The following is a 22648-nucleotide window of genomic DNA, read 5'->3' on the forward strand; positions in this document are numbered from 1 at the left end:
GGTTCCATACCCTTAAAGTTTCGTTGTGGTACCGAGCATTGCGTAGCTCTCGTACGACTTCATCTGTCTTGCGATCTGCGAGATCTTGCTGGCGTAGTTCGGGTCGGTGGCGTACCCGGCCTTTTGCAGTTCTCGCACGAATTGTTCTGGGTTATCGGCCGACTTCACCGCATCTTGATAGCGCGAATTGCTCTGCAGCAGGCTCACCAGGTCGTGGAAACTGTCCTGGTACGAATCATAGGAACGGAACGCCGCCGTTTCCTTGACGAACTGCCCGTCACGGAATTCGCTGGTGATCGCCCGCGCCGAATCGCCTTCCCAATTGCCACTGGCCTTGATGCCGAACAGGTTGTGGCTGCTGCTGCCGTCACTGTTGCGCATGACCGACTTGCCCCAGCCTGTTTCCAGGGCGGCCTGGGCCACCAGGTAACGCGGGTCGACACCAATGCGCTTGGCGGCCTGCTCGGCCATCGGCAGCATGGTGGCGACGAATTCGTCGCTGTCGGCAAAGGCCTTCTTCGGCGCCAACGGCGGCTGCGCCACGGCGCGGCCAGTGATGCGCAGGCCGTTGTCCGGGATTGCGATGGCCCTGGCCACCTGCTGCCCGTCACGGGCCGGCACGGCAGCGGTATTGGTGGCAGCGGCCGGGCTGGTGGCCGAGGGCACGATACCGGCCAGCAGGCGGTCGGTCAGCTTGCCCGGCAGCGCCAGGCGCCGCGAATTGAGCGCGGCGACGTCGTTACGCGCAGCCGTGGCCTGGGTGGCGTGCACCGGGTCGGCCACCTTGTTGCCCCACAACGTCGGCGCGGTGCCATCAACACGCGGGAACGGGCTGGTGTTGGCCGGGGTGCTCTTGTTCTTCGACAGCTGGCGTACCAGCACGTCCTGCAGGCCGATACCGCCACCTTCGCGGGACATGCTCACGGCCAGCTGCTGGTCGTACATGTCGCGGTACTGCTTGACCGTCTCGGAGTTCATCGGGTTGTCATCGGCCAGCACATCGCTGGCCTTGCGCGAGGCCTTGAGCATCTCGCTGATGAACAGCGACTCGAACTCCTGGGCCACCTTGCGCACGTTGGCGTCACTGTCGCGGTCACCGTGCTTGAGCGAGCTCAGGCGGTTGAGGTCGGTGTAGGCACCGCTGTCGGCGTGACTGGAGACCAGGCTCTTCGAATTCATCCTGGCGTCCTCAGATCACGATCAGGTCGGCCTGCAAGGCGCCGGCCTGTTTCAATGCTTCAAGGATGGCCATCAGGTCGCCCGGTGCCGCCCCGACCTGGTTCACCGCGCGGACGATCTCATCCAGCGTGGTCCCCGGGCCAAACTTGAACATCGGCTTGGCTTCCTGTTCGGCATTGACCCGCGAGCGCGGAACCACCGCCGTCTGGCCATTGGAGAACGGCCCCGGCTGGCTGACGATCGGGTCTTCGGTAATGGTCACGGTCAGGCTGCCATGGGTCACCGCCGCCGGCGAGACCTTGACGTTCTGGCCGATGACGATGGTGCCGGTGCGCGAGTTGATGATGACCTTGGCCACGGCCTGACCCGGGTCGATCTCGAGGTTTTCGAGGATCGACAGGTAGTCGACGCGCTGGCTCGGGTCCATCGGCGCGGTGACGCGTACCGAGCCGCCATCCACGGCCTGGGCCACACCAGGGCCGAGCAGGTCGTTGACTTTGTCGACGATGCGCTTGGCCGTGGTGAAGTCCGGGCGGTTGAGGTTCAGGGTCAGGCTGTTGCCCTGGTTGAAGCCGCTCGGCACGGCGCGCTCGACCGAGGCACCGCCAGGAATACGGCCGGCCGACGGAACGTTGACGGTGATCTTCGAGCCGTCACGGCCTTCGGCATCGAAGCCGCCGACCACCAGGTTGCCCTGGGCGATGGCGTAGACGTTGCCGTCGATGCCCTTGAGCGGGGTCATCAGCAGGCTGCCGCCGCGCAGGCTCTTGGAGTTGCCGATCGACGAAACGGTGATGTCCACCACCTGGCCCGGCTTGGCGAACGCCGGCAGGTCGGCATGCACCGATACCGCGGCGACGTTCTTCAGCTGCACGTTGCCGGAGCCTGGCGGCACCTTGATGCCGAACTGCGACAGCATGTTGTTGAAGGTCTGCAGGGTGAACGGGGTCTGGGTGGTCTGGTCACCCGTACCGTTGAGCCCCACCACCAGGCCATAGCCGATCAACTGGTTGGAACGCACACCAGAGATGCTGGCAATGTCCTTCAGGCGCTCGGCATGGGCACCGAACGCGCAGGACAGGAGCAGGGTCGCGGCAATCAGCTGCCTAACGTTGAACATGTTCATCCGTACTCAGAAGGGCCAAAGCGGGCTCAGGAAGAAGCGGTCGAACCAACCTGGCTGGCTGGCATCGGCGAACGAACCGGTGCCCGAATAGGTGATGCGCGCATCGGCCACGCGGGTGGACGGCACGGTGTTGTCGGTGGCGATGTCGTCGGCGCGGATCAGGCCGGCGATACGCACCAGCTCTTCACCGGTGTTCAGGGTCATCCACTTCTCGCCGCGCACGGCGATGATGCCGTTGGGCAGTACTTCGGCGACGGTGACGGTGATCGAGCCGGTCAGGGTGTTGCCCTGGGTGGCCTTGCTGTCGCCCTTGGTGGTGCGGTCACCGCTGTAACCCGCCTCCAGCGACAGGTCGCCGCTACCAAACGGGTTGTTGGTGTTCGGGTTGGAGCCAAACAGCGAAGTCAGGCCGATGTCAGCCTTGCTGTTCTTCTGGATCTGCGAGCCTGCGTTCTTGCTCGCCGACGTGCGTTCGTTGAGGGTGATGGTGATGATGTCACCCACGCGGAACGCTTTGCGGTCGGTGTACAGGCCCTGCTCGAAACCGGCCTGGTAGATCGAACCGTTGTTGGCTGCGGCCGGCAACGGGGTGCGCGGCAGAACCGGCGCATAGTACGGGTCGTTCGGCTTCGGCGTCGGCGCGACGCAACCTGCCAACACAACCGCCCCCCCCAGGGCGAACACAGACAACAGACGCTTCATGACACTTACCTCACGGTGTAACGGGAGTAGAACCTGGACCAGGGCTTGCAACTGCCGGGCTTTAGAGCTGCTGAGTGACGAACGACAGCATCTGGTCGGCGGTGGAGATGACCTTGGAGTTCATCTCGTAAGCACGCTGGGTGGTGATCATGTTCACCAGCTCTTCCACGGTGCTGACGTTGGAGTTTTCCAGGGTCTGCTGCAGGGTGGTGCCGAAGCCGTTCAGGCCAGGGGTACCGACCTGTGGCGCGCCACTGGCAGCGGTCTCCAGGAACAGGTTGTCACCAATCGCCTGCAGGCCGGCCGGGTTGATGAAGTCGGCGGTCTGCAGGTTGCCGATTACCTGGGCAGCCGGGTTGCCGGCGGTGGTGATCGACACGGTGCCGTCCTGGCCGACAGTGAAGGTCTGGGCGTCGTTCGGCACCACGATCGCAGGCTCCAGGGCAAAGCCCTGGGCGGTGACGATCTGGCCATCGGAGTTCAGGTGGAAGGTACCGTCACGGGTGTACGAGACGGTGCCGTCCGGCTGCAGCACCTGGAAGAAGCCACGGCCGTTGACCGCCATGTCCAGCGGGTTTTCGGTGGTCTGCAGGCTGCCGGTCTGGAAGCTCTTCTGGGTGCCGACAATGCGCACACCGGTACCGACTTGCAGGCCCGATGGCAGCTCGCTGTCCTGGGTCGACTGCGCGCCTGGCTGACGCTTGATCTGGTACAGCAGGTCGGCGAACTCGGCGCGGTCACGCTTGAAGCCGGTGGTCGAGACGTTGGCCAGGTTGTTGGAAATGACGGTCAGGTTGGTGTCCTGGGCGGACAGGCCGGTTTTAGCGACCCAAAGAGCCGGAAGCATCAGTATTCTCCTCGTGCGCCTGTTTTACGGCACCCGTTCAAAGTTGGTTAGCCGATTTGCAAAACACGCGCCATGGCTTCATCGCCTTCCTTGGCCGCGTTCATCATTTTCACGTGCAGCTCGAACTGGCGGGACAGCGCCAGCACCGAGGTCATTTCTTCCACGGCGTTGACGTTGCTGCCCTCGAGGAAGCCCGACACCACCCGCACATTGACGTCGGCGGCAGCCGGTTGGCCGTTCTGGGTGTGGATCAGCCCGTCCAGGCCCTTGGTCATGCTCTTGATGTCCGGGTTGACCAGCTTGATGCGGTCGACCTCGGCCATCACCCGCGGGTCCTCGCCCATCGAGCGGATGCTGATGGTGCCGTCGGCACCGACTTCGACTTTCTGCTCTGGCGGAATGGCGATCGGGCCACCGTTGCCGATTACCGGCATGCCGTTGCCGGCGCGCAGCACGCCAAGGGCATCGATGTTCAGGCTACCGGTGCGCACGTAGGCTTCGCTGCCATCCGGCGCCTGCACGGCGATAAAGCCCTGCCCGGCCACGGCCACGTCCAGGTCACGCCCGGTCTCGACCATCGGCCCTTCGCTGAAGTCGGTGGCCGGGCGTTCGGTCATGGCAAATGCCCGCGACGGAAAGCTGTCACCGAACACCGGCATCGAGCGCGCCTGCTCCAGGTCGCGCTGGAAGCCATTGGTGGAAACGTTCGCCAGGTTGTTGGCGTGGGCCTTCTGCGCCAGCGCGTTCTGGCTGGCGCCGGTCATGGCCACGTAAAGCATCTTGTCCACAGTCATCCTCCGCTGCACTGACGATCGTTTGCCGTTCGCCGCTGCTGTGCAGGCTCTAAAGCAAGTTCCGAACCAACTTTTTGAATTCACGAAAAAGCCCGTGAATACGGGCCTTTTCGGGGTTTTGCGATCAGCGTGCCGCCGGATATCCGGCGCCGGGTTGCCGATAGCGGCAAACCTGTACCGGCCTCTTCGCGGGCAAGCCCGCTCCCACAACAATCGCGCAGGGTTTGAAGTCTGCATCATCCCTGTGGGAGCGGGCTTGCCCGCGAAGGGGCCGACACAGGTGAATCAGGGCTCGCGGCAACCGCCATTGCTGTAAGGGCCGGCGAATTTCTTCCAGCCATCACCCGGCGACCACTGCGAGCACACCAGCCGGCCATCCGCCTGGCTTTCCCAGCGCCACCAGGGCGCGGTGCCGGCCTGGGCCTGGTACAGGCAGAAAGCGGTGATCAGTGTGACGACCAGCTTTTTCATGATCCCTCCAGATCGCCGGGGCCGCCTTGCGGCCCTTTCGCGACAAAAGGCCGCTCCTACCAGGAACTGCGTAATCCTGTGGGAGCGGCCTTGTGTCGCGAAAGGGCTGCGCAGCAGCCCCCTACCCAGCGACCATCAGGTCATCTGGATGATGGTCTGCATGATGGTGCTTTCGGTGGAGATGGTCTTGGCGTTCGCCTGGTAGTTGCTCTGCGCCTTGATCAGCTCGACCAGCTCCTGGGTCAGGTTGACGTTCGAAGCTTCCAGCGAGTTGGATTCGACGCTACCCAGGGTGCCGGTCTTCGGCGAGTCGATGCCGGGAATGCCCGAAGAATAGGTTTCGGTCCAGCGCGTGCCGCCAATCTGCTGCAGCCCCTGCTCGTTGGCAAAGCTGGCCAGGGCCACCTGGCCGATGGCGCGAGACTGCTGGTTGCTGAAGCTGGCGAACATCACGCCGGTGGAGTCGATCGACAGGCTCGACAGGATACCGGTGGCATAACCATCCTGGGACTGCGACATGCGCGCGGTCTCGGTGTTGTACGAGCTGGTGCTGTTCATCGACAGGCGCATGCCGTTGGCGTTCTCTGCCGAACCGTTGGAGGCCCAGTTGCCTGCTGCGTCCTTGGCGGCCGGGATCCAGCCCTTGAGGGTGAAGGTGTTGTTGGTCACCGCCCACTCGGCGTTGGCCGGAGCACCCGGCGGAATGCTGGCCGGGTCGGTGGCCATGGACGCCACGCTACCGTCGGAGTTGAAGGTCATGGTCGCTTCCAGCGGCGCAGTGGAAGTCGGGTCCATCGGGTTGCGACCGTCTACCAGGGTGTACATGGTCCACTGGTTCGTACCGGTCTTGCGGTAGAACTGTTCCATGGTGTGCTCGTTACCCTGGCTGTCGTACACCTTGGTCGGGAAGGACTTGGTGTAGGTGGTGTCATCCGCCGGGTCGAACGTCGGGCCGGCAGGGGTGGCACCTGGCAGCGGGATGATGGTCGCTTCGGAGTTCAGGTTGATGCCCTGATCGATCAGGGTGGTGGCCTTCGGCGCAAGCGACGAGGTATCGATCTTCAGGTCGGTCAGCACGCCGCGCTTGATGTTGCCGTTCTCGTCAGCGGCATAGCCCTGCAGACGCAAGCCGTCCGAGGTGACCACGTAGTTGTCCTTGCTGTTCTGGAAGGCGCCGGCACGGGTGTACACGCGCGCACCGTTGTCGGACAGCACGAAGAAGCCCTGGCCCTGGATACCCATGTCCAGCACGTTGCCGGTGTTGTTGACGTCACCCTGGCTGAACTGCTGGGAAATCGCCGCCAGGCGCACACCGTTGCCGACCTGGTTCTTGCCCACGCCCAGGCGGTTGGCGCCGGCATACACGTCGGCGAACTCGGCGCGCGAGGATTTGAAGCCAGTGGTGTTGACGTTGGCGATGTTGTTGCCGGTAACGTCCAGCTGCTTGTTGGCTGCGTACAGACCGCTAAGGCCGATATTGAAAGACATGCTGTTGCTCCTTTTTGCCGTTCTGTCGGCCTTAGATACCGATGGTTTGTACGTCGGACAGGGAAACCTTGCCCACGCCCGCCAGGTTCAGCACCATCTCGCCGGTGGTGTTGAAGCTGACACTGGTGACCTTGGCTGGCAGCAAGGTATTCATCTGCACCGCCTTGCCGTCCACCGTGGTGGTGGCAGTGAAGGTGTAGGTACCCGGGTCGACTTTCTCGCCCTTGTTATTGGTGCCATCCCAGATGAAGTCGCCGTAACCGGCCTTCTGCTCGCCCAGTTCGATGGTCTTGACGGTGTTGCCATCCTTGTCGGTGATGGTGACCTTCGCTTCGCTGATGGCCTGCGGCACCACGAACTGTGCATTGAAGCTGTCAGCGGTATCGACGATCGCCTTGTCGTTCTGCACGATCACCGAACGGCCTACCAGCGAAGATGCCTGCAGCGCTTGCGACGATGCCATGGCACTGGTGATCGCACTGACCGACTCGTTCAGCGAAGTAATGCCTTCAAGGCTGCTGAACTGCGCCAGCTGGGCGACGAATTCACTGTTGTCCTGCGGATCCAGCGGGTTCTGGTTCTGCATCTGGGTGACGAGCAACTGCAGGAACGCATCCTTGCCCAGGGCCTGACCACCGGTCGCGGAACTGGTCGTGGAGGTTTTCTTGGTGCTGGAGCTGACACCGGACGCCGCGATGACGTCGTTGAGGTTCACACCGCTGCTGCTATCGACTGCCATGGTCTGGATTCCTTATCACTGACCCAGGGTCAGTACTTTCTGCATCATGTTCTTGGCGGTGTTCATCAGCTCGGCGTTGGTCTGGAACGCACGGCTGGCGGAGATCATGTCAGCCATCTCCTCGACCACGTTGACGTTCGGGTAGTAGACGTAGCCGTCCTTGTTCGCCGCCGGGTGATTCGGCTCGTAGCGCGCTTCCAGGTTGCTCTGGTCTTCGACGATACCCTTGACCTGCACACCCTGCCCCGCTTCGCCCTGATCCTCGAACAGCGACTGGCTGACGCCGCTTTGCGCGTTCTGGAAGGTGGTGGCGAACACCGGGTGGCGCGCACGGTAGGTCTGGTCGATGCTCGACGACACCGTCTCGGCGTTGGCGATGTTCGAGGCGACGGTGTTGAGGCGAGTGTTCTGCGCGCTCATGCCGCTGCCGGCGATGTTGAAAACACTGGAAAGGGACATGAATTACTCTCCGCGCAGGGCCGAAACCAGCCCTTTGAATTTACTGTTGAGCAAGGTGAAGCTGGCCTGGAAGCCGATGGCGTTCTCGGTGTAGTTCGACTGCTCGATCTGGGCATCCACGGTGTTCTGGTCGATCGAAGGCTGGGTCGGCACGCGGTATTGCACCGTGTCGTCAGCCATCGCCAGGCCTTCGGCCTCGATGTGGCGGCTGTTGGTGCGATCCATGGCGAAGCGGCCGCTTTGCTGCTTCTGGCTCTCGGCAGCGAGCACCGAAGAGAAGTCCATGTCACGCGCCTTGTAGTTGGGCGTGTCGGCGTTGGCGATGTTGTTGGCCAGCACTTCGGCGCGCTGGGCGCGGAAGCCCAATGCCTTTTCGTGAATGCCAAGCGCCTTGTCGAAACTGATGCTCATGTCGGGGAAACCTTCGAAGGTTGGCCGGAATTTCGTTGAGCTAGGTATAGCAAGGGCTGTGCCAGAATCCCCAAACCCCGCAAACACTGGGCTGCGACGCGGGTGACTGATGGCGCGATGCCAGAAAAGCGGCAAAGTGCTTCCGCCTGACGAAGGGAAAGCGGCAATTGCCGGGCGGCAAAAGCGGCAAATCAAAAAATTGACGTCAGATGAGGGGCGCGGGTGATTGGCGTTGGATGTGTGTCGTTTTCGAGATCGAGCGCCGCCCGCGCGGCGCATCGCGGATAAATCCGCTCCTACATTTGTTGCAACGTGGCCATGCCTGTGAGGCCAAGGTTGTCAGCCGGTTTGCACGACTCAAGACTTGCGCCAAGGCTGGCAACCATGGCGTAACAGGTTCGGCACGTTGCAACAAATGTAGGAGCGGATTTATCCGCGATGCGCCGCGCGGGCGGCGCTCGATCTGATAGGCGCAGAAAGCATCAAGGCGAACACCTGTCAGCCCAAACTCACTTGGCCTGGTAGATGATCCCCGGGCTGCACTGGACCATCTGGTAATGGTCCGGCAACCCGTTCAGCGCCTCCGAGGCGCCGAGGAACAGGTAGCCCCCGGGCTTCAGCGTGCTGTGGATACGCATCAGGATGTCCTTCTTCACCTGCGCCGAGAAATAGATCAGCACATTGCGGCAGAACACGATGTCGAACTTGCCCAGGCTCGCATAGCTGTCGAGCAGGTTGAACGAGCGGAACTCAACGCGGCTGCGGATCGCCGGCTTGACCGCCCAGCGCCCCGGCGCCTTGGTGTCGAAGTAGCGCTGCAGGCGCTCCTGGGACAGGCCACGGGCAATCGCCAGGCTGTCGTACTCACCGGTCTTGCAGTTGGTCAGCATCGAGCCGGACAGGTCGGTGGCAACGATCTGCGCACCCATCTTCAACTGGCCCAGGTTGCTGCGCTCGAACTCATCGATGGCCATCGAAATCGAGTAAGGCTCCTGCCCCGACGAGCAGGCCGCCGACCACATGCGCAGGCGCTGGCCGGGGTTGTTCCTGATGAACTCGGGGATGACCTTGTTCTTCAGCACTTCGAACGGGTAGGTATCGCGAAACCACAGGGTCTCGTTGGTGGTCATCGCATCCACCACCTGCTCGCGCAGACCGCCCCGCGGCTGGGTCTGGATACGTTGCACCAGCTCGCCCAGGCTCTTGATGCCCTGCTGTTCCATCAGCTTGTTGAGACGGCTGGAAACCAGGTACTGCTTATTCTCCCCCAGCAGGATGCCACAGGCTTTCTCCAGGAAGACCCTGAACTGTTCGAACTCCAAATTACCCGTAGACACTACTGCCGCCTCTTTTCAATCACTGGTGCCGGGGGCATGCCCCCGGCTGCTTCAATGCGCTGCCTTGATCCGGTCGACCACGCGCTGGGCCAAATCGTCCGGCTTGAACTTGGCCAGGAAGTCATCGGCCCCGACCTTCTTGACCATCGCCTGGTTGAATACCCCGGACAACGAAGTATGCAGGCAGATGTGCAATTTTTGCATACGCGGGTCGCTACGGATCTCCGCGGTCAGCGTATAGCCGTCCATTTCCGGCATTTCAATGTCGGAGATCATCATCAGGAACTCTTCTTCGGGCTTCTTGCCCTCGTCCACCAGCTTGCGCAGGTAGTCCAGGGCCTGTCGGCCATCGTTGAGCGCCACCACTTCCACACCTACCGTCTGCAGGCAGCGGCTGACCTGCTTGCGCGCCACCGACGAATCGTCGACGGTCAGCACCCGCAGCAGCGTGGCCTTGTCCTGCACCTCGGCGTCGACCACACCGGCAGACACCGACTCCGACGAGGGCGCCACTTCGGCCAGCACTTTTTCCACGTCGATGATCTCGACCATGCGGTTGTCGACCCGTGTGACGGCGGTCAGGTAATGATCGCGGCCGGTGCCCTTGGGTGGCGGATGAATCTCTTCCCAGTTCATGTTGACGATGCGCTCGACCGAGTGCACCAGAAAGCCCTGGGTCTTGGTGTTGTACTCGGTGATGATCACGAAACTGTTGCGCGTGTCTTCCTGCAACCCTGGCAGGCCGGTCGCCATCGACAGGTCGAGGATCGGGATGGTCGCCCCGCGAATGTTGGCCACGCCTCGCACCACCGGGTGCGACTTGGGCAGCACGGTCAGCTCAGGGCACTGCAGCACCTCGCGGACCTTGAATACGTTGATGCCGTAAAGCTGCGCCCCGTTGAGACGGAACAGCAGCAACTCCAGGCGATTCTGCCCGACCAGCTGTGTGCGCTGGTTGACTGAATCCATTACCCCCGCCATGCCTGACTCCTTATGCTTTCTGCCTTTTTGGTGCTACATGGTCACCAAGTCGGCACGGGCTTTGCTTTTTTGAGCGCCATGTACACGAAAACGACAAATTTCCGACGACTGACGCACCTGCTGAGCGGCTCGCTCGCCGTGCTGTGCCTGCTGGCACCCGGCGTTCGCACGCTGGCGGACGCGGTTACCTTGCCTGAACAGCTTATCGGTGTCACCCAAGGGTTTCTTGAATTCAGCGTCGAGGATTACCTGGCCACCACCCAGACCCCAGGGCGTTACGAAATCCAGGTCAACCCGCTCGACCCGCGCCTGCGCATGCCGCTGTGCAGCCAGCAGCTGGACGCCTCGCTGGAAAGCCCGGCGCAACCACTGGGCCGGGTTACCGTGCGAGTGCGCTGCGACGGCAGCGCACCGTGGACGATTTTCGTGCCGGCAACCGTACGGCTGTTCCGCGATGTGGTGGTGGTGACCCGCCCACTCAAGCGCGACAACCTCATCGGCGAGGGCGACGTGGCCCTGCGCGAACGCGACGTCGGCACATTGCCCCAGGGCTTTCTCACCGACCTCGACCAGGCAGTTGGCATGAAGATGCTGCGCCCGACGGTGCTCGACCAGGTCCTCACGCCGCAGCATCTGGAGCAAGCCGAGGTGGTGCGCAAGGGCGACCATGTAGTGATCACTGCGCGCAGCGGTTCCTTGAGCGTGCGCATGCCTGGCGAAGCCTTGGCCAAGGGTGGCCAGGGCGAGCAGATCCGCGTGCGCAACCTCAATTCGCAGCGGGTGGTCAAGGCCCGGGTAACCGGCCCCGGCCAGGTCGAGGTCGCCATGTAGATTACGCTGGCGGTGTGCAACTGCTTTTCCTAAACTGTGCGGAAACGGGTTCGCGAGCTTGCTGACAGGCGGCTAAGCATTTGTGCCTAAAGTTTCTTTCGGGTTGGCCGAAAACAAGGCAAGCGTCCAAATACCCAGAGGTTTCTGATCATGGTCATCGACTTCAGTCGTTTGAATAACTCTCCGTCCGTTACGGGCGGCGTTCGTGGCAATGCCACGCCCGGCAACGCCGAAAAAACCGGCGAAACCCAAGAAGCGCCAAAAAGCGCCAGCGCCAGCGGAGAAGCGGTACACCTCAGCCAAGAGGCCCAGCAGTTGCAAAAGGTCAGCGACAAGCTGCGCGACCAGCCCGTCGTCAACAGTGCCCGCGTGGCGCAGTTGAAACAGGCGATCGCAGACGGCAGCTACCAGGTCGATGCCGGCCGGGTCGCCAGCAAACTGCTCGATTTCGAAGCCCAGCGCTGACCGTTCGGCGCGCTGACTTCACGGACGCTATGTAAAGCCAAGAGTTAGCCATGCACGACATCACTTTGCTGCAACTGATCGAAGACGACATCGCCCCGACCCAGGAACTGCTCGACCTCCTCCAGCAGGAGTCGATGGCCCTGCACGGCCGCGACATGGCACCGCTGGAGGGCATCCTGGCCCGCAAGCAGTCGCTTATCGTCCTGCTCGAGCAGCAAGGCATGCGCCGCAGCAACCTGCTCACCAGCCTTGGCCTGAGCGCCAATCGCGCCGGCGTGCAGGCACTGGCGGCGCAGTCGGACAACGGCGAGCTGATCATGCAGCAGCTCGAAGTGCTGAACCAGCTGATGAACGACTGCCAGAAGACCAACGAGGCCAATGGCCGGATCATCCAGGTACAGCAGCACGTCACGGCCAACCAGATCAGAATCCTCCAGGGCGGTGAAGCACCATCGCTCTACGACAGCCGTGGCACCACTTCTCCACTTGCCAAGCCCCGGGCGCTCAGCCAAGTGTGATTACTTCTATCAAGGCACGGAACATACTGGCAAAATGCCGTTACTTGCGTGTGTCGTTTTTGCCTGGAGATTGAAAACCCGTGTTCAATGAAACCGATGCCCCGCAACCGCCAAAGGTGCTGAACACGCCCTTGGAGATCGCGGCCAACCTGCGCCAGCTGCAAGAAAGCCATGATCCACTGATCATCACCTTCCACGAGCGCAGCCAGCGGTTCCAGAGCTATGTGGTGCATGTGGACCGTGACAGCAATACCCTGGCACTGGACGAAATGATCCCGCGCGATGGCGAAAAATTCATCGAGAACGGCGAACCGTTCCGCGTCGAAGGCTTCCACGACGGCGTGCGCATCGCCTGGGAATGCAATCACGAACTGAAGATCAGCGAAGTCGACGGCCACCGCTGCTACCGCGGCGCGATGCCGGAAGAGATGACCTACCACCAGCGCCGCAACGCCTTCCGCGCCGCGCTGAAGCTGTCGCAACTGGTCGACATCATCCTCGACGGCAGTTTCCTCAAGGGCAACGGCGCCCTGCGCGGCAAGCTGCTGGACATTTCCGCCACTGGCTGCAAGCTGCGTTTCGAGGGCAACGTCGAGAACTGCCTGCAACTGGGCCAGGTGTACGAACGCTTCAAGGCCAGCAACCCGCTGGGGCTGGTGGATACCATGGTCGAGCTGCGCCACCTGCACTATGAAGAGCGGATCAACACCACCTTCGCTGGCGTGCGCTTTCACAACCTCAATGGTCAGGCACAGCGCAAGATCGAGAGTTTTGTCTACCAGCTGCAGCGAGAAGCGCGGCGGTTCGACAAGGACGACTATTGATCGTCAGCCGATATATGAACGCCACCCATCGGGTGGCGTTTTTGTTTCTCCCGAGCCGCCCCCTTCACGGGTAAACCCGCCCCCACTGGATCGCATTGCCTTTGAGGCCTGTGCAGTACCCGCGAAGAGGCCGGTACAGGCTCAAACCGACTTGCTGACCTCATCCTGCGCCTGAGCCTCGGCAACCGGCTCGGCCTTCTGATCATCCTCGGTATCTTCAGCCGCCACCGGCGCCTGCATCACCTCCTGCACGGTCTGCTCATCCACCCGCGGGTCGAGCGCTGCCGACAACGGCGAACCGGCAGCCGGCATGGCCACGTGCCCCAGCGGCGCATCCTGCACCTGGTGCAACCCGGTAACCGCCTTCGGCCGGATCCGCCACACCAGCACCAGGGCGAAGAACGCGAAGAAGGCATAGAGCATCTGCGGCCCCAGCACCTTCATCAGCACGCCCGCCGCCAGCGGCCCGATACAGGCACCCACGCCATAAGTGACCAGCAGCATGGCGGTCAGTGACACCCGCCGCTCGCTCTCGACATGGTCATTGGAGAACGCCACCGCCAGCGGGTACAGGCAGAACTGCAGCAGCGAAATCACGAAGCCGATACCGAACAGCACCTCCAGCGGCACACTCGGCAGAAATGCCAGCGGCGCCGAAGCCAGTGCCAGGCCCACCGCAACGCTGCGGATCAGCACCGCCCGGTCATAGCGGTCAGACAACCAGCCCAGCGGCCATTGCACCAACAGCCCGGCAAAGATGCAGCACCCCATGAACAGACCGATCTGCTCGGTCGACATGCCCTGGCTGGAGGCGTACAGCGGCGCCAGGCCATAGAACGAACCCACGATCAAACCTGAACCCAGCACGGTACTCAGCGACTGCGGTACCCGCTTGATGAAGAACTTCGGCTCCATCGGTGCCGGGCGCAGCGGCGCCGGGTGGATGCGCCGGGTCATCGCCACTGGCACCAGGCACAGCGCAAAACACATGGCGACCAGCATGAGCAGCTCCGGGCCCAGCTGCGGGTGCACCACCAGGATCAGCTGGCCGAGCACCAGGCCAAGATAGGAAGCGATCATGTAGCCACTGAACACCGCACCGCGGTGCTTGGCCTCGGCCTGCTCGTTGAGCCAGCTCTCGATGACCATGTATTGGCACATCATGCCCAGGCCGACGATCATCCGCAGCCCGACCCACACCGGCAACCAACTGGTCAGACCATGGCCCAGCACCGCTGCGCCGACAATACCGGCGCAAGTGGCGTAGGCACGGATATGCCCCACCCGGCCAATCAGCCGGTGGCCGACCTTACCGCCCACGGCCAGGCCGAAATAGTTGGCCGCCATCAACGCACCCACCCACAGGCTGTCGACATGATCGGCCGCCAGGCGCAGCGCCAGGTAGGTACTGAGCAGGCCGGAGCCGATCAGCATCATCAAGGCGGCGAAATACAGCGACTGAAAGGGCTTCCAGATGTTTCGCATACGTCCCTTCGAACTCCCTGGTCAGGTGGCGTTGGCCTGGCAAGCATAAAAGCAAAATGGCCACGGCGCAGTCCCCTACCAGATAAATAGCCTCACAGGGGCGCGTCCAGTGCCGATCGTGTCGTGATCAGGCCTGTGCGGCCAGCACGCGCCGTTCCCACGGGGTGATCTCGTTGAAGAAGTCGGTCAGTTCCAGGGTCTTGCTGGCGATGTAGCCTTCAATGAACTCACTGCCGAACAGTTCCCGGGCCAACGCGCTGCGTTTGAGGCGTTCGAGGGCCGCATGCAGGGTGCACGGCAGGCTCAGATGCTCCGGCACCTCGAACTCACCCTGGATCGCCGGGGTGGGCTGCAGGCGCTGTTCGATGCCGTGCAGGCCCGCGGCCAGGCTGGCAGCGATGGCCAGGTAGGGGTTGGCATCGGCGCCCGGCAGGCGGTTTTCGACCCGCCGCGCCACCGGGGCACTGGCCGGAATGCGCAAGCCGGCAGCGCGGTTGTCCTCGGACCAGCAGGCATTGTTAGGCGAAGCGTACGGATGGCACAGCCGCTGGTAGGAGTTGACGTTGGGCGCGAACAGCGCAGTGAAGTCGGCCATGCACGCCTGCTGGCCGCCAATGAAGTGGTAGAAGGTATCGGTCGGCTGGCCCTGCTCGTCGCTGAACACGTTACGCCCGCTGGCGATCTCCACCAGGCTCTGGTGAATGTGCATGGAGCTGCCCGGGGTATGCGCCAACGGCTTGGCCATGCACACCACGCTCAGGCCGTGCTTGAGCGCCACTTCCTTGAGCAGGTGCTTGAACAGGAAGGTCTGGTCGGCCAGCAGCAGCGGATCACCGTGTAACAGATTGATCTCGAACTGGCTGACGCCCATTTCGTGCATGAAGGTGTCGCGTGGCAGACCCAGGGCCGCCATGCACTGGTAGACCTCCTGGAAGAACGGGCGCAGGCCGTTGTTGGAGCTGACGCTGAACGCCGAATGGCCAAGCTCGCGGCGGCCATCCTTGCCAACGGGTGGCAGGAAAGGTTGCTGGGGGTCAGTGTTGGGGGCAAAGACGAAGAACTCCAGTTCAGTCGCCACCACCGGCGCCAGGCCCAGGGCAGCGTAACGAGCGATCACAGCCTTGAGCTGCCCTCGCGTGGACAGCCCCGATGGCCGGCCATCGAGCTCGTTGGCGTCACAGATAGCCAGCGCCAGGCCCTCCTCGCTCCACGGCAAGCGGTGGATCTGCGCAGGCTCCGCGACCAGCGCCAGGTCACCGTCATCGCTGCCGTAGAAACGCGCCGGCGGGTAGCCGCCCATGATGCATTGCAACAGTACCCCCCGGGCCATCTGCAGGCGGCGGCCTTCGAGGAAGCCCTCGGCGGTCATCACCTTGCCGCGCGGGACGCCGTTGAGGTCGGGGGTGACGCATTCGATCTGGTCGATGCCCTGGAGGAGCTCGGCAGGCGAGCGATGGGCGGCGGTGGTCATGACGCTTGTCCTTGTTGTTATAGGCTGACAACAACATAGGCTTGGGGTGTTTAAAATATCAAGCACCCCTTATACCCATAACGGCAGGCCCTGAGCGCATACGCGGGCATCGCTTGAAAGCCTTCCAGGCTCCCACCGAGGGTGAGCGGAGTTTTACTGTGGCCGCCCGCACGTCATTTGCGTGCGCTCACATCACCTGGAGCTTCCATGATTCACGCCAATTTCACTGCCGAATTGCACTGCCAATATGGCCAGGCTGTCATTGCAGACACTAGTTTTTCAGATCACCCATTCACCAGTCTTGACGAGGATGGATGGCTGATTACAGAGGGCGCCCGCGATCACTGGGCGACAGCAGATAAGTTCAAACGTGTCGCATTCGATTTCCACTTCATCAAGCAAGCGGGTAAACATACGTTCTACGTCATTACGTGTTCGCAGCACTGGGATTACGCTGGGGCACGGCTCGAACAAAACACTAACGGGTGGTTGGGACTGTATGGAACACATGTAGCTGGGCGAGTTCTTGACGCCCTCAACCCCGTGAACCTTGTCAGGAGTCAGGACTACTGGAAGATCGAGACGCTCGAACCTTGGGACGGGGATGTGGCGAGTGTCGAATCTGTTCCGTTCTATCTGCGCGACAAAAATGGCCACCGGGTTGCACAAACCGCACCCAGTGGGCCCAATCTTTCTTTCCTGCACTTCATGAATGCCAGCGCGCTTGAGGGGGAAATCCTCGTGTTCAAGCTGCGCAATCTTCAGCTTGACTGAATGTAGGCACCGCTCCTTTGCCGACGATTTCGCTTGACGCGTCTACTCGCGCAGGGTGATGCCGTTCGCCGGCAAAGGCAATGCCGTCTTGTAGCGCACTTGCTTGAGGGCAAAACTCGAACGGATATTCGCCACCCCCGGCAGCCGTGTCAGGTAATCGAGAAACCGCTCCAGCGCCTGAATGCTCGGCAACAGCACTCGCAACAGGTAATCCGGGTCACCGGTCATCAGGTAGCACTCCATCACCTCGGGCCGTTCGGCGATCTCTTCCTCGAAGCGGTGCAGTGCCTGCTCGACCTGCTTTTCCAGGCTGACATGGATGAACACATTCACATCCAGCCCCAGCACTTCCGGCGACAACAAGGTCACCTGCTGGCGGATCACCCCCAACTCTTCCATCGCTTTGACCCGGTTGAAACAGGGCGTCGGCGACAGGTTCACCGACCTCGCCAATTCGGCATTGGTGATGCGGGCGTTGTCCTGAAGGCTGTTGAGAATGCCGATATCGGTACGATCGAGCTTGCGCATGAGACAAATTCACCGGTTTTTTGTGTTTATCCGGAATGTTTATCTCCCCCGTCAGACAAAGGCAATCAACTTGAGAGAAAAATTCTCCTGCCCTCCCACTAAGATGTAAAAGACGCTGACCTACCAGTCACAAGCCGGTACTCAGCGGCGGCCGCTTCAGAGCTCACAAAAACAACATCCGAGCGAGCGTAAAAAGCATGAACGAGTACGCCCCCCTGCGTTTGCATGTGCCCGAGCCCACCGGCCGGCCAGGCTGCCAGACCGATTTCTCCTACCTGCGCCTGAACGACGCAGGTAAAGTCCGTAAACCCCCGATCGATGTCGATGCTGCCGACACCGCCGACCTGTCCTACAGCCTGGTCCGCGTGCTCGACGAGCAAGGCAATGCCCAAGGCCCATGGGCCGAGGACATCGACCCGCAGATCCTCCGCCAAGGCATGCGCGCGATGCTCAAGACGCGCATCTTCGACAGCCGCATGGTGGTTGCCCAGCGCCAGAAGAAGATGTCCTTCTACATGCAGAGCCTGGGCGAGGAAGCCATCGGCAGCGCCCAGGCGCTGGCGCTCAACCGCAGCGACATGTGCTTCCCCACCTACCGCCAGCAGAGCATCCTCATGGCCCGCGACGTGTCGCTGGTGGAGATGATCTGCCAGCTGCTGTCCAACGAACGCGACCCGCTCAAGGGCCGCCAGTTGCCGATCATGTACTCGGTGCGCGAAGCCGGCTTCTTCACCATCAGCGGCAACCTGGCGACCCAGTTCGTGCAGGCAGTTGGCTGGGCCATGGCCTCGGCGATCAAGGGCGATACCAAGATCGCCTCGGCCTGGATCGGTGACGGCGCCACTGCCGAGTCGGACTTCCATACCGCCCTCACCTTCGCCCACGTCTACCGCGCCCCGGTGATCCTCAACGTGGTCAACAACCAGTGGGCGATCTCCACCTTCCAGGCCATCGCCGGTGGCGAGCAAACGACGTTCGCCGGCCGTGGCGTGGGTTGTGGCATCGCCTCGCTGCGGGTCGACGGCAACGACTTCGTCGCCGTGTACGCCGCCTCGCGCTGGGCCGCCGAACGTGCCCGCCGCGGCCTGGGCCCATCGCTGATCGAGTGGGTGACCTACCGTGCCGGCCCGCATTCGACCTCGGATGACCCGTCCAAATATCGCCCGGCCGATGACTGGAGCCACTTCCCGCTGGGCGACCCGATCGCCCGCCTGAAGCAGCACCTGATCAAGATCGAACACTGGTCCGAGGAAGAACACCAGGCCACTACCGCCGAGTTCGAAGCCGCGGTCATCGCCGCGCAGAAGGAGGCGGAACAGTACGGCACCCTGGCCAACGGCCACATCCCGAGCGCGGCTTCGATGTTCGAGGACGTGTACAAGGAAATGCCTGACCACCTGCGCCGTCAGCGCCAGGAACTGGGGGTCTGAGATGAACGATCACAACAACAGCATCAACCCGGAAACCGCCATGGCCACCAGCACACTGACCATGATCCAGGCCCTGCGCTCGGCCATGGATGTCATGCTCGAGCGCGACGACAATGTGGTGATCTACGGCCAGGACGTCGGCTACTTCGGCGGCGTGTTCCGTTGCACCGAAGGCCTGCAGGCCAAGTACGGCAAGTCGCGGGTGTTCGACGCCCCGATCTCGGAAAGCGGCATCGTCGGCACCGCCGTGGGCATGGGCGCCTACGGCCTGCGCCCGGTGGTGGAAATCCAGTTCGCCGACTACTTCTACCCGGCCTCCGACCAGATCGTTTCGGAAATGGCCCGCCTGCGCTATCGCTCTGCCGGCGAGTTCATCGCCCCGCTGACCCTGCGCATGCCCTGCGGCGGCGGCATCTACGGCGGCCAGACCCACAGCCAGAGCCCGGAAGCGATGTTCACCCAGGTCTGCGGCCTGCGCACGGTCATGCCGTCCAACCCGTATGACGCCAAGGGCCTGTTGATCGCCTCGATCGAGTGCGACGACCCGGTGATCTTCCTTGAGCCCAAGCGCCTGTACAACGGCCCGTTCGACGGCCACCACGACCGCCCTGTCACGCCTTGGTCGAAACACCCGCAAAGCGCCGTGCCGGACGGCTACTACACCGTGCCGCTGGACAAGGCGGCGATCACTCGCCCTGGCAACGATGTCACCGTGCTGACCTACGGCACCACGGTCTACGTGGCCCAGGTGGCCGCCGAGGAGACCGGCGTCGACGCCGAAGTCATCGACCTGCGCAGCCTCTGGCCGCTGGACCTGGAGACCATCGTCGAGTCGGTGAAGAAGACCGGCCGCTGCGTGGTCGTGCATGAAGCCACCCGCACCTGCGGCTTCGGCGCCGAACTGGTGTCGCTGGTGCAGGAGCACTGCTTCCATCACCTCGAAGCACCGATCGAGCGCGTCACCGGCTGGGACACCCCCTACCCCCACGCACAGGAATGGGCTTATTTCCCAGGCCCTTCGCGGGTAGGCGCGGCATTGAAACGGGTCATGGAGGTCTGAATGGGCACGCACGTCATCAAGATGCCGGACATTGGCGAAGGCATCGCGCAGGTCGAGTTGGTGGAATGGTTCGTCAAGGTCGGCGACGTGATCGCCGAGGACCAGGTGGTGGCCGATGTCATGACCGACAAGGCCACCGTGGAAATCCCTTCGCCGGTCAGCGGCAAGGTGCTGGCCCTGGGTGGCCAGCCTGGTGAAGTGATGGCGGTCGGCAGCGAGCTGATCCGCATCGAAGTGGAAGGCAGCGGCAACCATGTGGATGTGCCACAGGCCAAACCTGTGGAAGCGCACAGCGCGCCCGTTGCACCCGCGGCGCCCAAGCCAGAAGCGAAAGCGCCACAGCCGGTGACGTACCAGGCACCCGAGCATCACGTCGAAGCGCCGATCGTGCCGCGCCAGCCGGGCGACAAGCCGCTGGCCTCGCCGGCGGTGCGCAAGCGCGCCCTGGATGCCGGCATCGAGCTGCGTTACGTGCATGGCAGCGGCCCGGCCGGGCGCATCCTGCACGAAGACCTCGACGCCTTCATGAGCAAACCGCACAGCGCTGCCGGCCAGGCGCCGAATGGCTATGCCAAGCGCACCGACAGCGAGCAGGTGCCGGTGATCGGCCTGCGCCGCAAGATCGCCCAGCGCATGCAGGACGCCAAGCGCCGGGTCGCGCACTTCAGCTACGTGGAAGAGATCGACGTCACCGCCGTGGAGGCCCTGCGCCAGCAGCTCAACGCCAAGCACGGCAACACGCGTGGCAAGCTGACCCTGCTGCCATTCCTGGTCCGCGCCCTGGTCGTGGCCCTGCGTGACTTCCCCCAGATCAACGCCACCTACGACGACGAAGCCCAGGTCATCACCCGCCACGGTGCGGTGCATGTGGGCATCGCCACTCAGGGCGACAACGGCCTGATGGTACCGGTACTGCGCCATGCCGAAGCCGCCAGCCTATGGGCCAACGCCGGCGAGATCTCGCGCCTGGCCAACGCCGCACGCAGCAACAAGGCCAGCCGTGAAGAGCTGAGCGGCTCGACCATCACCCTGACCAGCCTCGGCGCCTTGGGCGGCATCGTCAGCACCCCGGTGGTCAACACCCCGGAAGTGGCGATCGTCGGCGTCAACCGCATCGTTGAGCGGCCGGTGGTGATCGACGGCCAGATCGTCGTGCGCAAGATGATGAACCTGTCCAGCTCGTTCGACCACCGAGTGGTCGATGGCATGGATGCCGCGCAGTTCATCCAGGCCGTGCGCGGCCTGCTCGAACAACCTGCTTGTCTGTTCCTGGAGTGAGCATGTCCCCGATCATCGATACCACCCTGCTGATCATCGGCGGCGGCCCCGGCGGCTACGTGGCCGCCATCCGCGCCGGGCAACTGGGCATCCCCACTGTGCTCATCGAAGGCCAGGCCCTGGGCGGCACCTGCCTGAACATCGGCTGCATCCCGTCCAAGGCGCTGATCCATGTAGCCGAGCAGTTCCACCAGACCGCACGCTTTGCCGGGCAGTCGCCACTGGGCATCAGCGTCGATACCCCGCGCCTGGACATCGGCCAGAGCGTGGCCTGGAAAGATGGCATCGTCGACCGCCTGACCACCGGCGTAGCCGCCTTGCTGAAAAAGCATGGGGTCAAGGTGATTCACGGCTGGGCGAAAATCCTCGACGGCAAGCAGGTCGAGGTCGACGGCCAGCGTATCCAGTGCGAGCACCTGCTGCTGGCCACCGGCTCGAACAGCGTCGAGCTGCCAATGCTGCCGCTCGGCGGGCCGGTCATTTCCTCCACCGAAGCCCTCGCGCCCAAGGCCCTGCCCAAGCACCTGGTGGTGGTGGGCGGTGGTTACATTGGCCTGGAACTGGGCATCGCCTATCGCAAGCTGGGCGCGCAGGTCAGCGTGGTGGAAGCACGCGAGCGCATTCTGCCGACCTATGACAGCGAACTGACTGCCCCCGTGGCCGAGTCACTGAAGAAGCTGGGCATCGCCCTGCACCTGGGCCACAGCGTCGAAGGCTACGAAAACGGCTGCCTGCTGGCCAGCGATGGCCAGGGCGGGCAACTGCGCCTGGAGGCCGACCGGGTGCTGGTGGCCGTGGGCCGCCGGCCACGGACCAAAGGCTTCAACCTGGAATGCCTGGACCTGAAGATGAACGGCGCCGCCATTGCAATCGACGACCGCTGCCAGACCAGCATGCGCAATGTCTGGGCCATTGGTGACGTGGCAGGCGAACCGATGCTCGCCCACCGCGCCATGGCGCAAGGCGAGATGGTTGCCGAAATCATTGCCGGCAAGACCCGGCGTTTCGAACCCGCGGCAATAGCCGCGGTGTGCTTCACCGACCCGGAAGTCGTGGTAGCGGGCAAGACGCCGGAGCAAGCCAGCCAGCAAGGGCTGGACTGCATCGTCGCGCAGTTCCCGTTCGCCGCCAACGGCCGGGCCATGAGCCTTGAGTCGAAAAGCGGTTTCGTGCGGGTGGTGGCGCGGCGTGACAACCACCTGATCGTCGGCTGGCAGGCGGTGGGCGTGGCGGTATCGGAACTGTCCACGGCGTTTGCCCAGTCGCTGGAGATGGGCGCACGGCTGGAAGATGTGGCTGGCACCATCCACGCTCACCCGACGCTGGGCGAGGCAGTACAGGAAGCGGCACTGCGCGCGCTGGGCCACGCACTGCATATTTGACACTGAAGCGGCCGAGGCCGATTTGACCCGCTGCGCCCCAGGCGCCGCGGGTCTTTTTTCGTCGGTCG

General features: G+C 63.0%; 24 protein-coding genes. 9 read left to right on the plus strand and 15 right to left on the minus strand.

From position 1 onward, the window contains the following. Nucleotides 1-12: 12 nt before the first annotated feature. The 12 genes from flgJ to BUQ73_RS18495 all read right to left on the minus strand — a co-directional run bounded on the left by flgJ (nucleotide 13) and on the right by BUQ73_RS18495 (nucleotide 10534). Nucleotides 13-1179, minus strand: coding sequence for a flagellar assembly peptidoglycan hydrolase FlgJ (gene flgJ, locus BUQ73_RS18440; RefSeq protein ID WP_079229151.1), 1167 nt, complete (start codon nucleotides 1177-1179; stop codon nucleotides 13-15). Between the two features lie 10 nt (nucleotides 1180-1189). Next, nucleotides 1190-2299 (minus strand): flagellar basal body P-ring protein FlgI, encoded by a 1110-nt coding sequence (locus tag BUQ73_RS18445; protein WP_027921150.1) that lies wholly within the window; start codon nucleotides 2297-2299, stop codon nucleotides 1190-1192. Between the two features lie 12 nt (nucleotides 2300-2311). Further along, nucleotides 2312-3007 (minus strand): flagellar basal body L-ring protein FlgH, encoded by a 696-nt coding sequence (flgH, locus tag BUQ73_RS18450; RefSeq protein WP_079229152.1) that lies wholly within the window; start codon nucleotides 3005-3007, stop codon nucleotides 2312-2314. A gap of 61 nt (nucleotides 3008-3068) precedes the next feature. Next, nucleotides 3069-3854: a flagellar basal-body rod protein FlgG gene (gene flgG / locus BUQ73_RS18455; protein WP_079229153.1), complete on the minus strand. Its 786-nt coding sequence runs from the start codon at nucleotides 3852-3854 to the stop codon at nucleotides 3069-3071. Nucleotides 3855-3901: 47 nt separating this feature from the next. After that, entirely contained in the window at nucleotides 3902-4642 is a 741-nt protein-coding gene (gene flgF / locus BUQ73_RS18460; protein WP_060508324.1) for a flagellar basal-body rod protein FlgF, read from the minus strand. A 291-nt stretch (nucleotides 4643-4933) separates the two neighbouring features. Continuing rightward, a complete protein-coding gene (locus BUQ73_RS18465) occupies nucleotides 4934-5119 on the minus strand; it encodes a hypothetical protein (RefSeq protein WP_079229154.1) in 186 nt (61 codons plus the stop codon). A gap of 135 nt (nucleotides 5120-5254) precedes the next feature. Continuing rightward, nucleotides 5255-6607, minus strand: coding sequence for a flagellar hook protein FlgE (gene flgE, locus BUQ73_RS18470; RefSeq protein ID WP_079229155.1), 1353 nt, complete (start codon nucleotides 6605-6607; stop codon nucleotides 5255-5257). Nucleotides 6608-6638: 31 nt separating this feature from the next. Continuing rightward, nucleotides 6639-7346, minus strand: a complete 708-nt coding sequence (gene flgD / locus BUQ73_RS18475; protein WP_027921144.1) for a flagellar hook assembly protein FlgD — start codon at nucleotides 7344-7346, stop codon at nucleotides 6639-6641. 15 nt (nucleotides 7347-7361) lie between these two features. Beyond that, a complete protein-coding gene (gene flgC, locus BUQ73_RS18480; protein WP_027921143.1) occupies nucleotides 7362-7805 on the minus strand; it encodes a flagellar basal body rod protein FlgC in 444 nt (147 codons plus the stop codon). Between the two features lie 3 nt (nucleotides 7806-7808). Continuing rightward, complete coding sequence (flgB, locus tag BUQ73_RS18485) at nucleotides 7809-8216, minus strand: flagellar basal body rod protein FlgB (protein ID WP_079229156.1); 408 nt, start codon at nucleotides 8214-8216, stop codon at nucleotides 7809-7811. Between the two features lie 509 nt (nucleotides 8217-8725). Continuing rightward, a complete protein-coding gene (cheR, locus tag BUQ73_RS18490; RefSeq protein ID WP_027921141.1) occupies nucleotides 8726-9553 on the minus strand; it encodes a protein-glutamate O-methyltransferase CheR in 828 nt (275 codons plus the stop codon). Between the two features lie 51 nt (nucleotides 9554-9604). Next, the gene (locus BUQ73_RS18495) at nucleotides 9605-10534 is read right to left on the minus strand and encodes a chemotaxis protein CheV (protein WP_079229157.1); all 930 of its coding nucleotides are present in this window, start codon (nucleotides 10532-10534) and stop codon (nucleotides 9605-9607) included. A gap of 78 nt (nucleotides 10535-10612) precedes the next feature. Between BUQ73_RS18495 and flgA the strand changes: the two genes are divergently transcribed. From flgA to BUQ73_RS18515, 4 genes are all read left to right on the plus strand, one after another. Then, the gene (gene flgA, locus BUQ73_RS18500; RefSeq protein WP_027921139.1) at nucleotides 10613-11365 is read left to right on the plus strand and encodes a flagellar basal body P-ring formation chaperone FlgA; all 753 of its coding nucleotides are present in this window, start codon (nucleotides 10613-10615) and stop codon (nucleotides 11363-11365) included. Between the two features lie 150 nt (nucleotides 11366-11515). After that, nucleotides 11516-11830 carry a flagellar biosynthesis anti-sigma factor FlgM gene (flgM, locus tag BUQ73_RS18505; protein ID WP_079229158.1) on the plus strand — a complete coding sequence of 105 codons (315 nt, stop codon included), beginning with the start codon at nucleotides 11516-11518 and terminating at the stop codon, nucleotides 11828-11830. 50 nt (nucleotides 11831-11880) lie between these two features. After that, nucleotides 11881-12348, plus strand: a complete 468-nt coding sequence (locus BUQ73_RS18510) for a flagella synthesis protein FlgN (RefSeq protein WP_027921137.1) — start codon at nucleotides 11881-11883, stop codon at nucleotides 12346-12348. An 80-nt stretch (nucleotides 12349-12428) separates the two neighbouring features. Beyond that, the gene (locus BUQ73_RS18515) at nucleotides 12429-13172 is read left to right on the plus strand and encodes a flagellar brake protein (RefSeq protein WP_027921136.1); all 744 of its coding nucleotides are present in this window, start codon (nucleotides 12429-12431) and stop codon (nucleotides 13170-13172) included. 141 nt (nucleotides 13173-13313) lie between these two features. Here BUQ73_RS18515 and BUQ73_RS18520 read toward each other — a convergent pair whose 3' ends face one another. Together BUQ73_RS18520 and BUQ73_RS18525 are read right to left on the minus strand one after the other, a co-directional pair. Further along, nucleotides 13314-14657 carry an MFS transporter gene (locus BUQ73_RS18520; RefSeq protein ID WP_079229159.1) on the minus strand — a complete coding sequence of 448 codons (1344 nt, stop codon included), beginning with the start codon at nucleotides 14655-14657 and terminating at the stop codon, nucleotides 13314-13316. Nucleotides 14658-14784: 127 nt separating this feature from the next. Then, nucleotides 14785-16026, minus strand: a complete 1242-nt coding sequence (locus tag BUQ73_RS18525; protein WP_192858726.1) for a glutamine synthetase family protein — start codon at nucleotides 16024-16026, stop codon at nucleotides 14785-14787. A 309-nt stretch (nucleotides 16027-16335) separates the two neighbouring features. On the opposite strand from BUQ73_RS18525, the gene BUQ73_RS18530 reads away from it, so the two are divergent. Then, a complete protein-coding gene (locus BUQ73_RS18530) occupies nucleotides 16336-16902 on the plus strand; it encodes a hypothetical protein (protein WP_079229161.1) in 567 nt (188 codons plus the stop codon). Nucleotides 16903-16944: 42 nt separating this feature from the next. On the opposite strand, the gene bkdR is transcribed toward BUQ73_RS18530, so the two are convergent. Next, a complete protein-coding gene (bkdR, locus tag BUQ73_RS18535) occupies nucleotides 16945-17430 on the minus strand; it encodes a Bkd operon transcriptional regulator BkdR (RefSeq protein WP_079229162.1) in 486 nt (161 codons plus the stop codon). Nucleotides 17431-17627: 197 nt separating this feature from the next. Between bkdR and BUQ73_RS18540 the strand changes: the two genes are divergently transcribed. Genes BUQ73_RS18540 through lpdA form a run of 4 tightly spaced genes read left to right on the plus strand, consistent with a single transcriptional unit; the run spans nucleotide 17628 to nucleotide 22580 of the window. Further along, entirely contained in the window at nucleotides 17628-18860 is a 1233-nt protein-coding gene (locus BUQ73_RS18540) for a 3-methyl-2-oxobutanoate dehydrogenase (2-methylpropanoyl-transferring) subunit alpha (protein WP_079229163.1), read from the plus strand. A gap of 1 nt (nucleotide 18861) precedes the next feature. Further along, on the plus strand, nucleotides 18862-19920 hold the full coding sequence (locus BUQ73_RS18545) for an alpha-ketoacid dehydrogenase subunit beta (protein WP_079229164.1): 1059 nt from the start codon (nucleotides 18862-18864) through the stop codon (nucleotides 19918-19920). Next, nucleotides 19921-21198, plus strand: a complete 1278-nt coding sequence (locus BUQ73_RS18550) for a dihydrolipoamide acetyltransferase family protein (RefSeq protein ID WP_079229165.1) — start codon at nucleotides 19921-19923, stop codon at nucleotides 21196-21198. Between the two features lie 2 nt (nucleotides 21199-21200). Further along, the gene (lpdA, locus tag BUQ73_RS18555) at nucleotides 21201-22580 is read left to right on the plus strand and encodes a dihydrolipoyl dehydrogenase (RefSeq protein ID WP_079229166.1); all 1380 of its coding nucleotides are present in this window, start codon (nucleotides 21201-21203) and stop codon (nucleotides 22578-22580) included. Nucleotides 22581-22648 lie beyond the last annotated feature (68 nt).

Source organism: Pseudomonas putida (assembly GCF_002025705.1).
Taxonomy (GTDB): Bacteria; Pseudomonadota; Gammaproteobacteria; order Pseudomonadales; family Pseudomonadaceae; genus Aquipseudomonas; species Aquipseudomonas putida_J.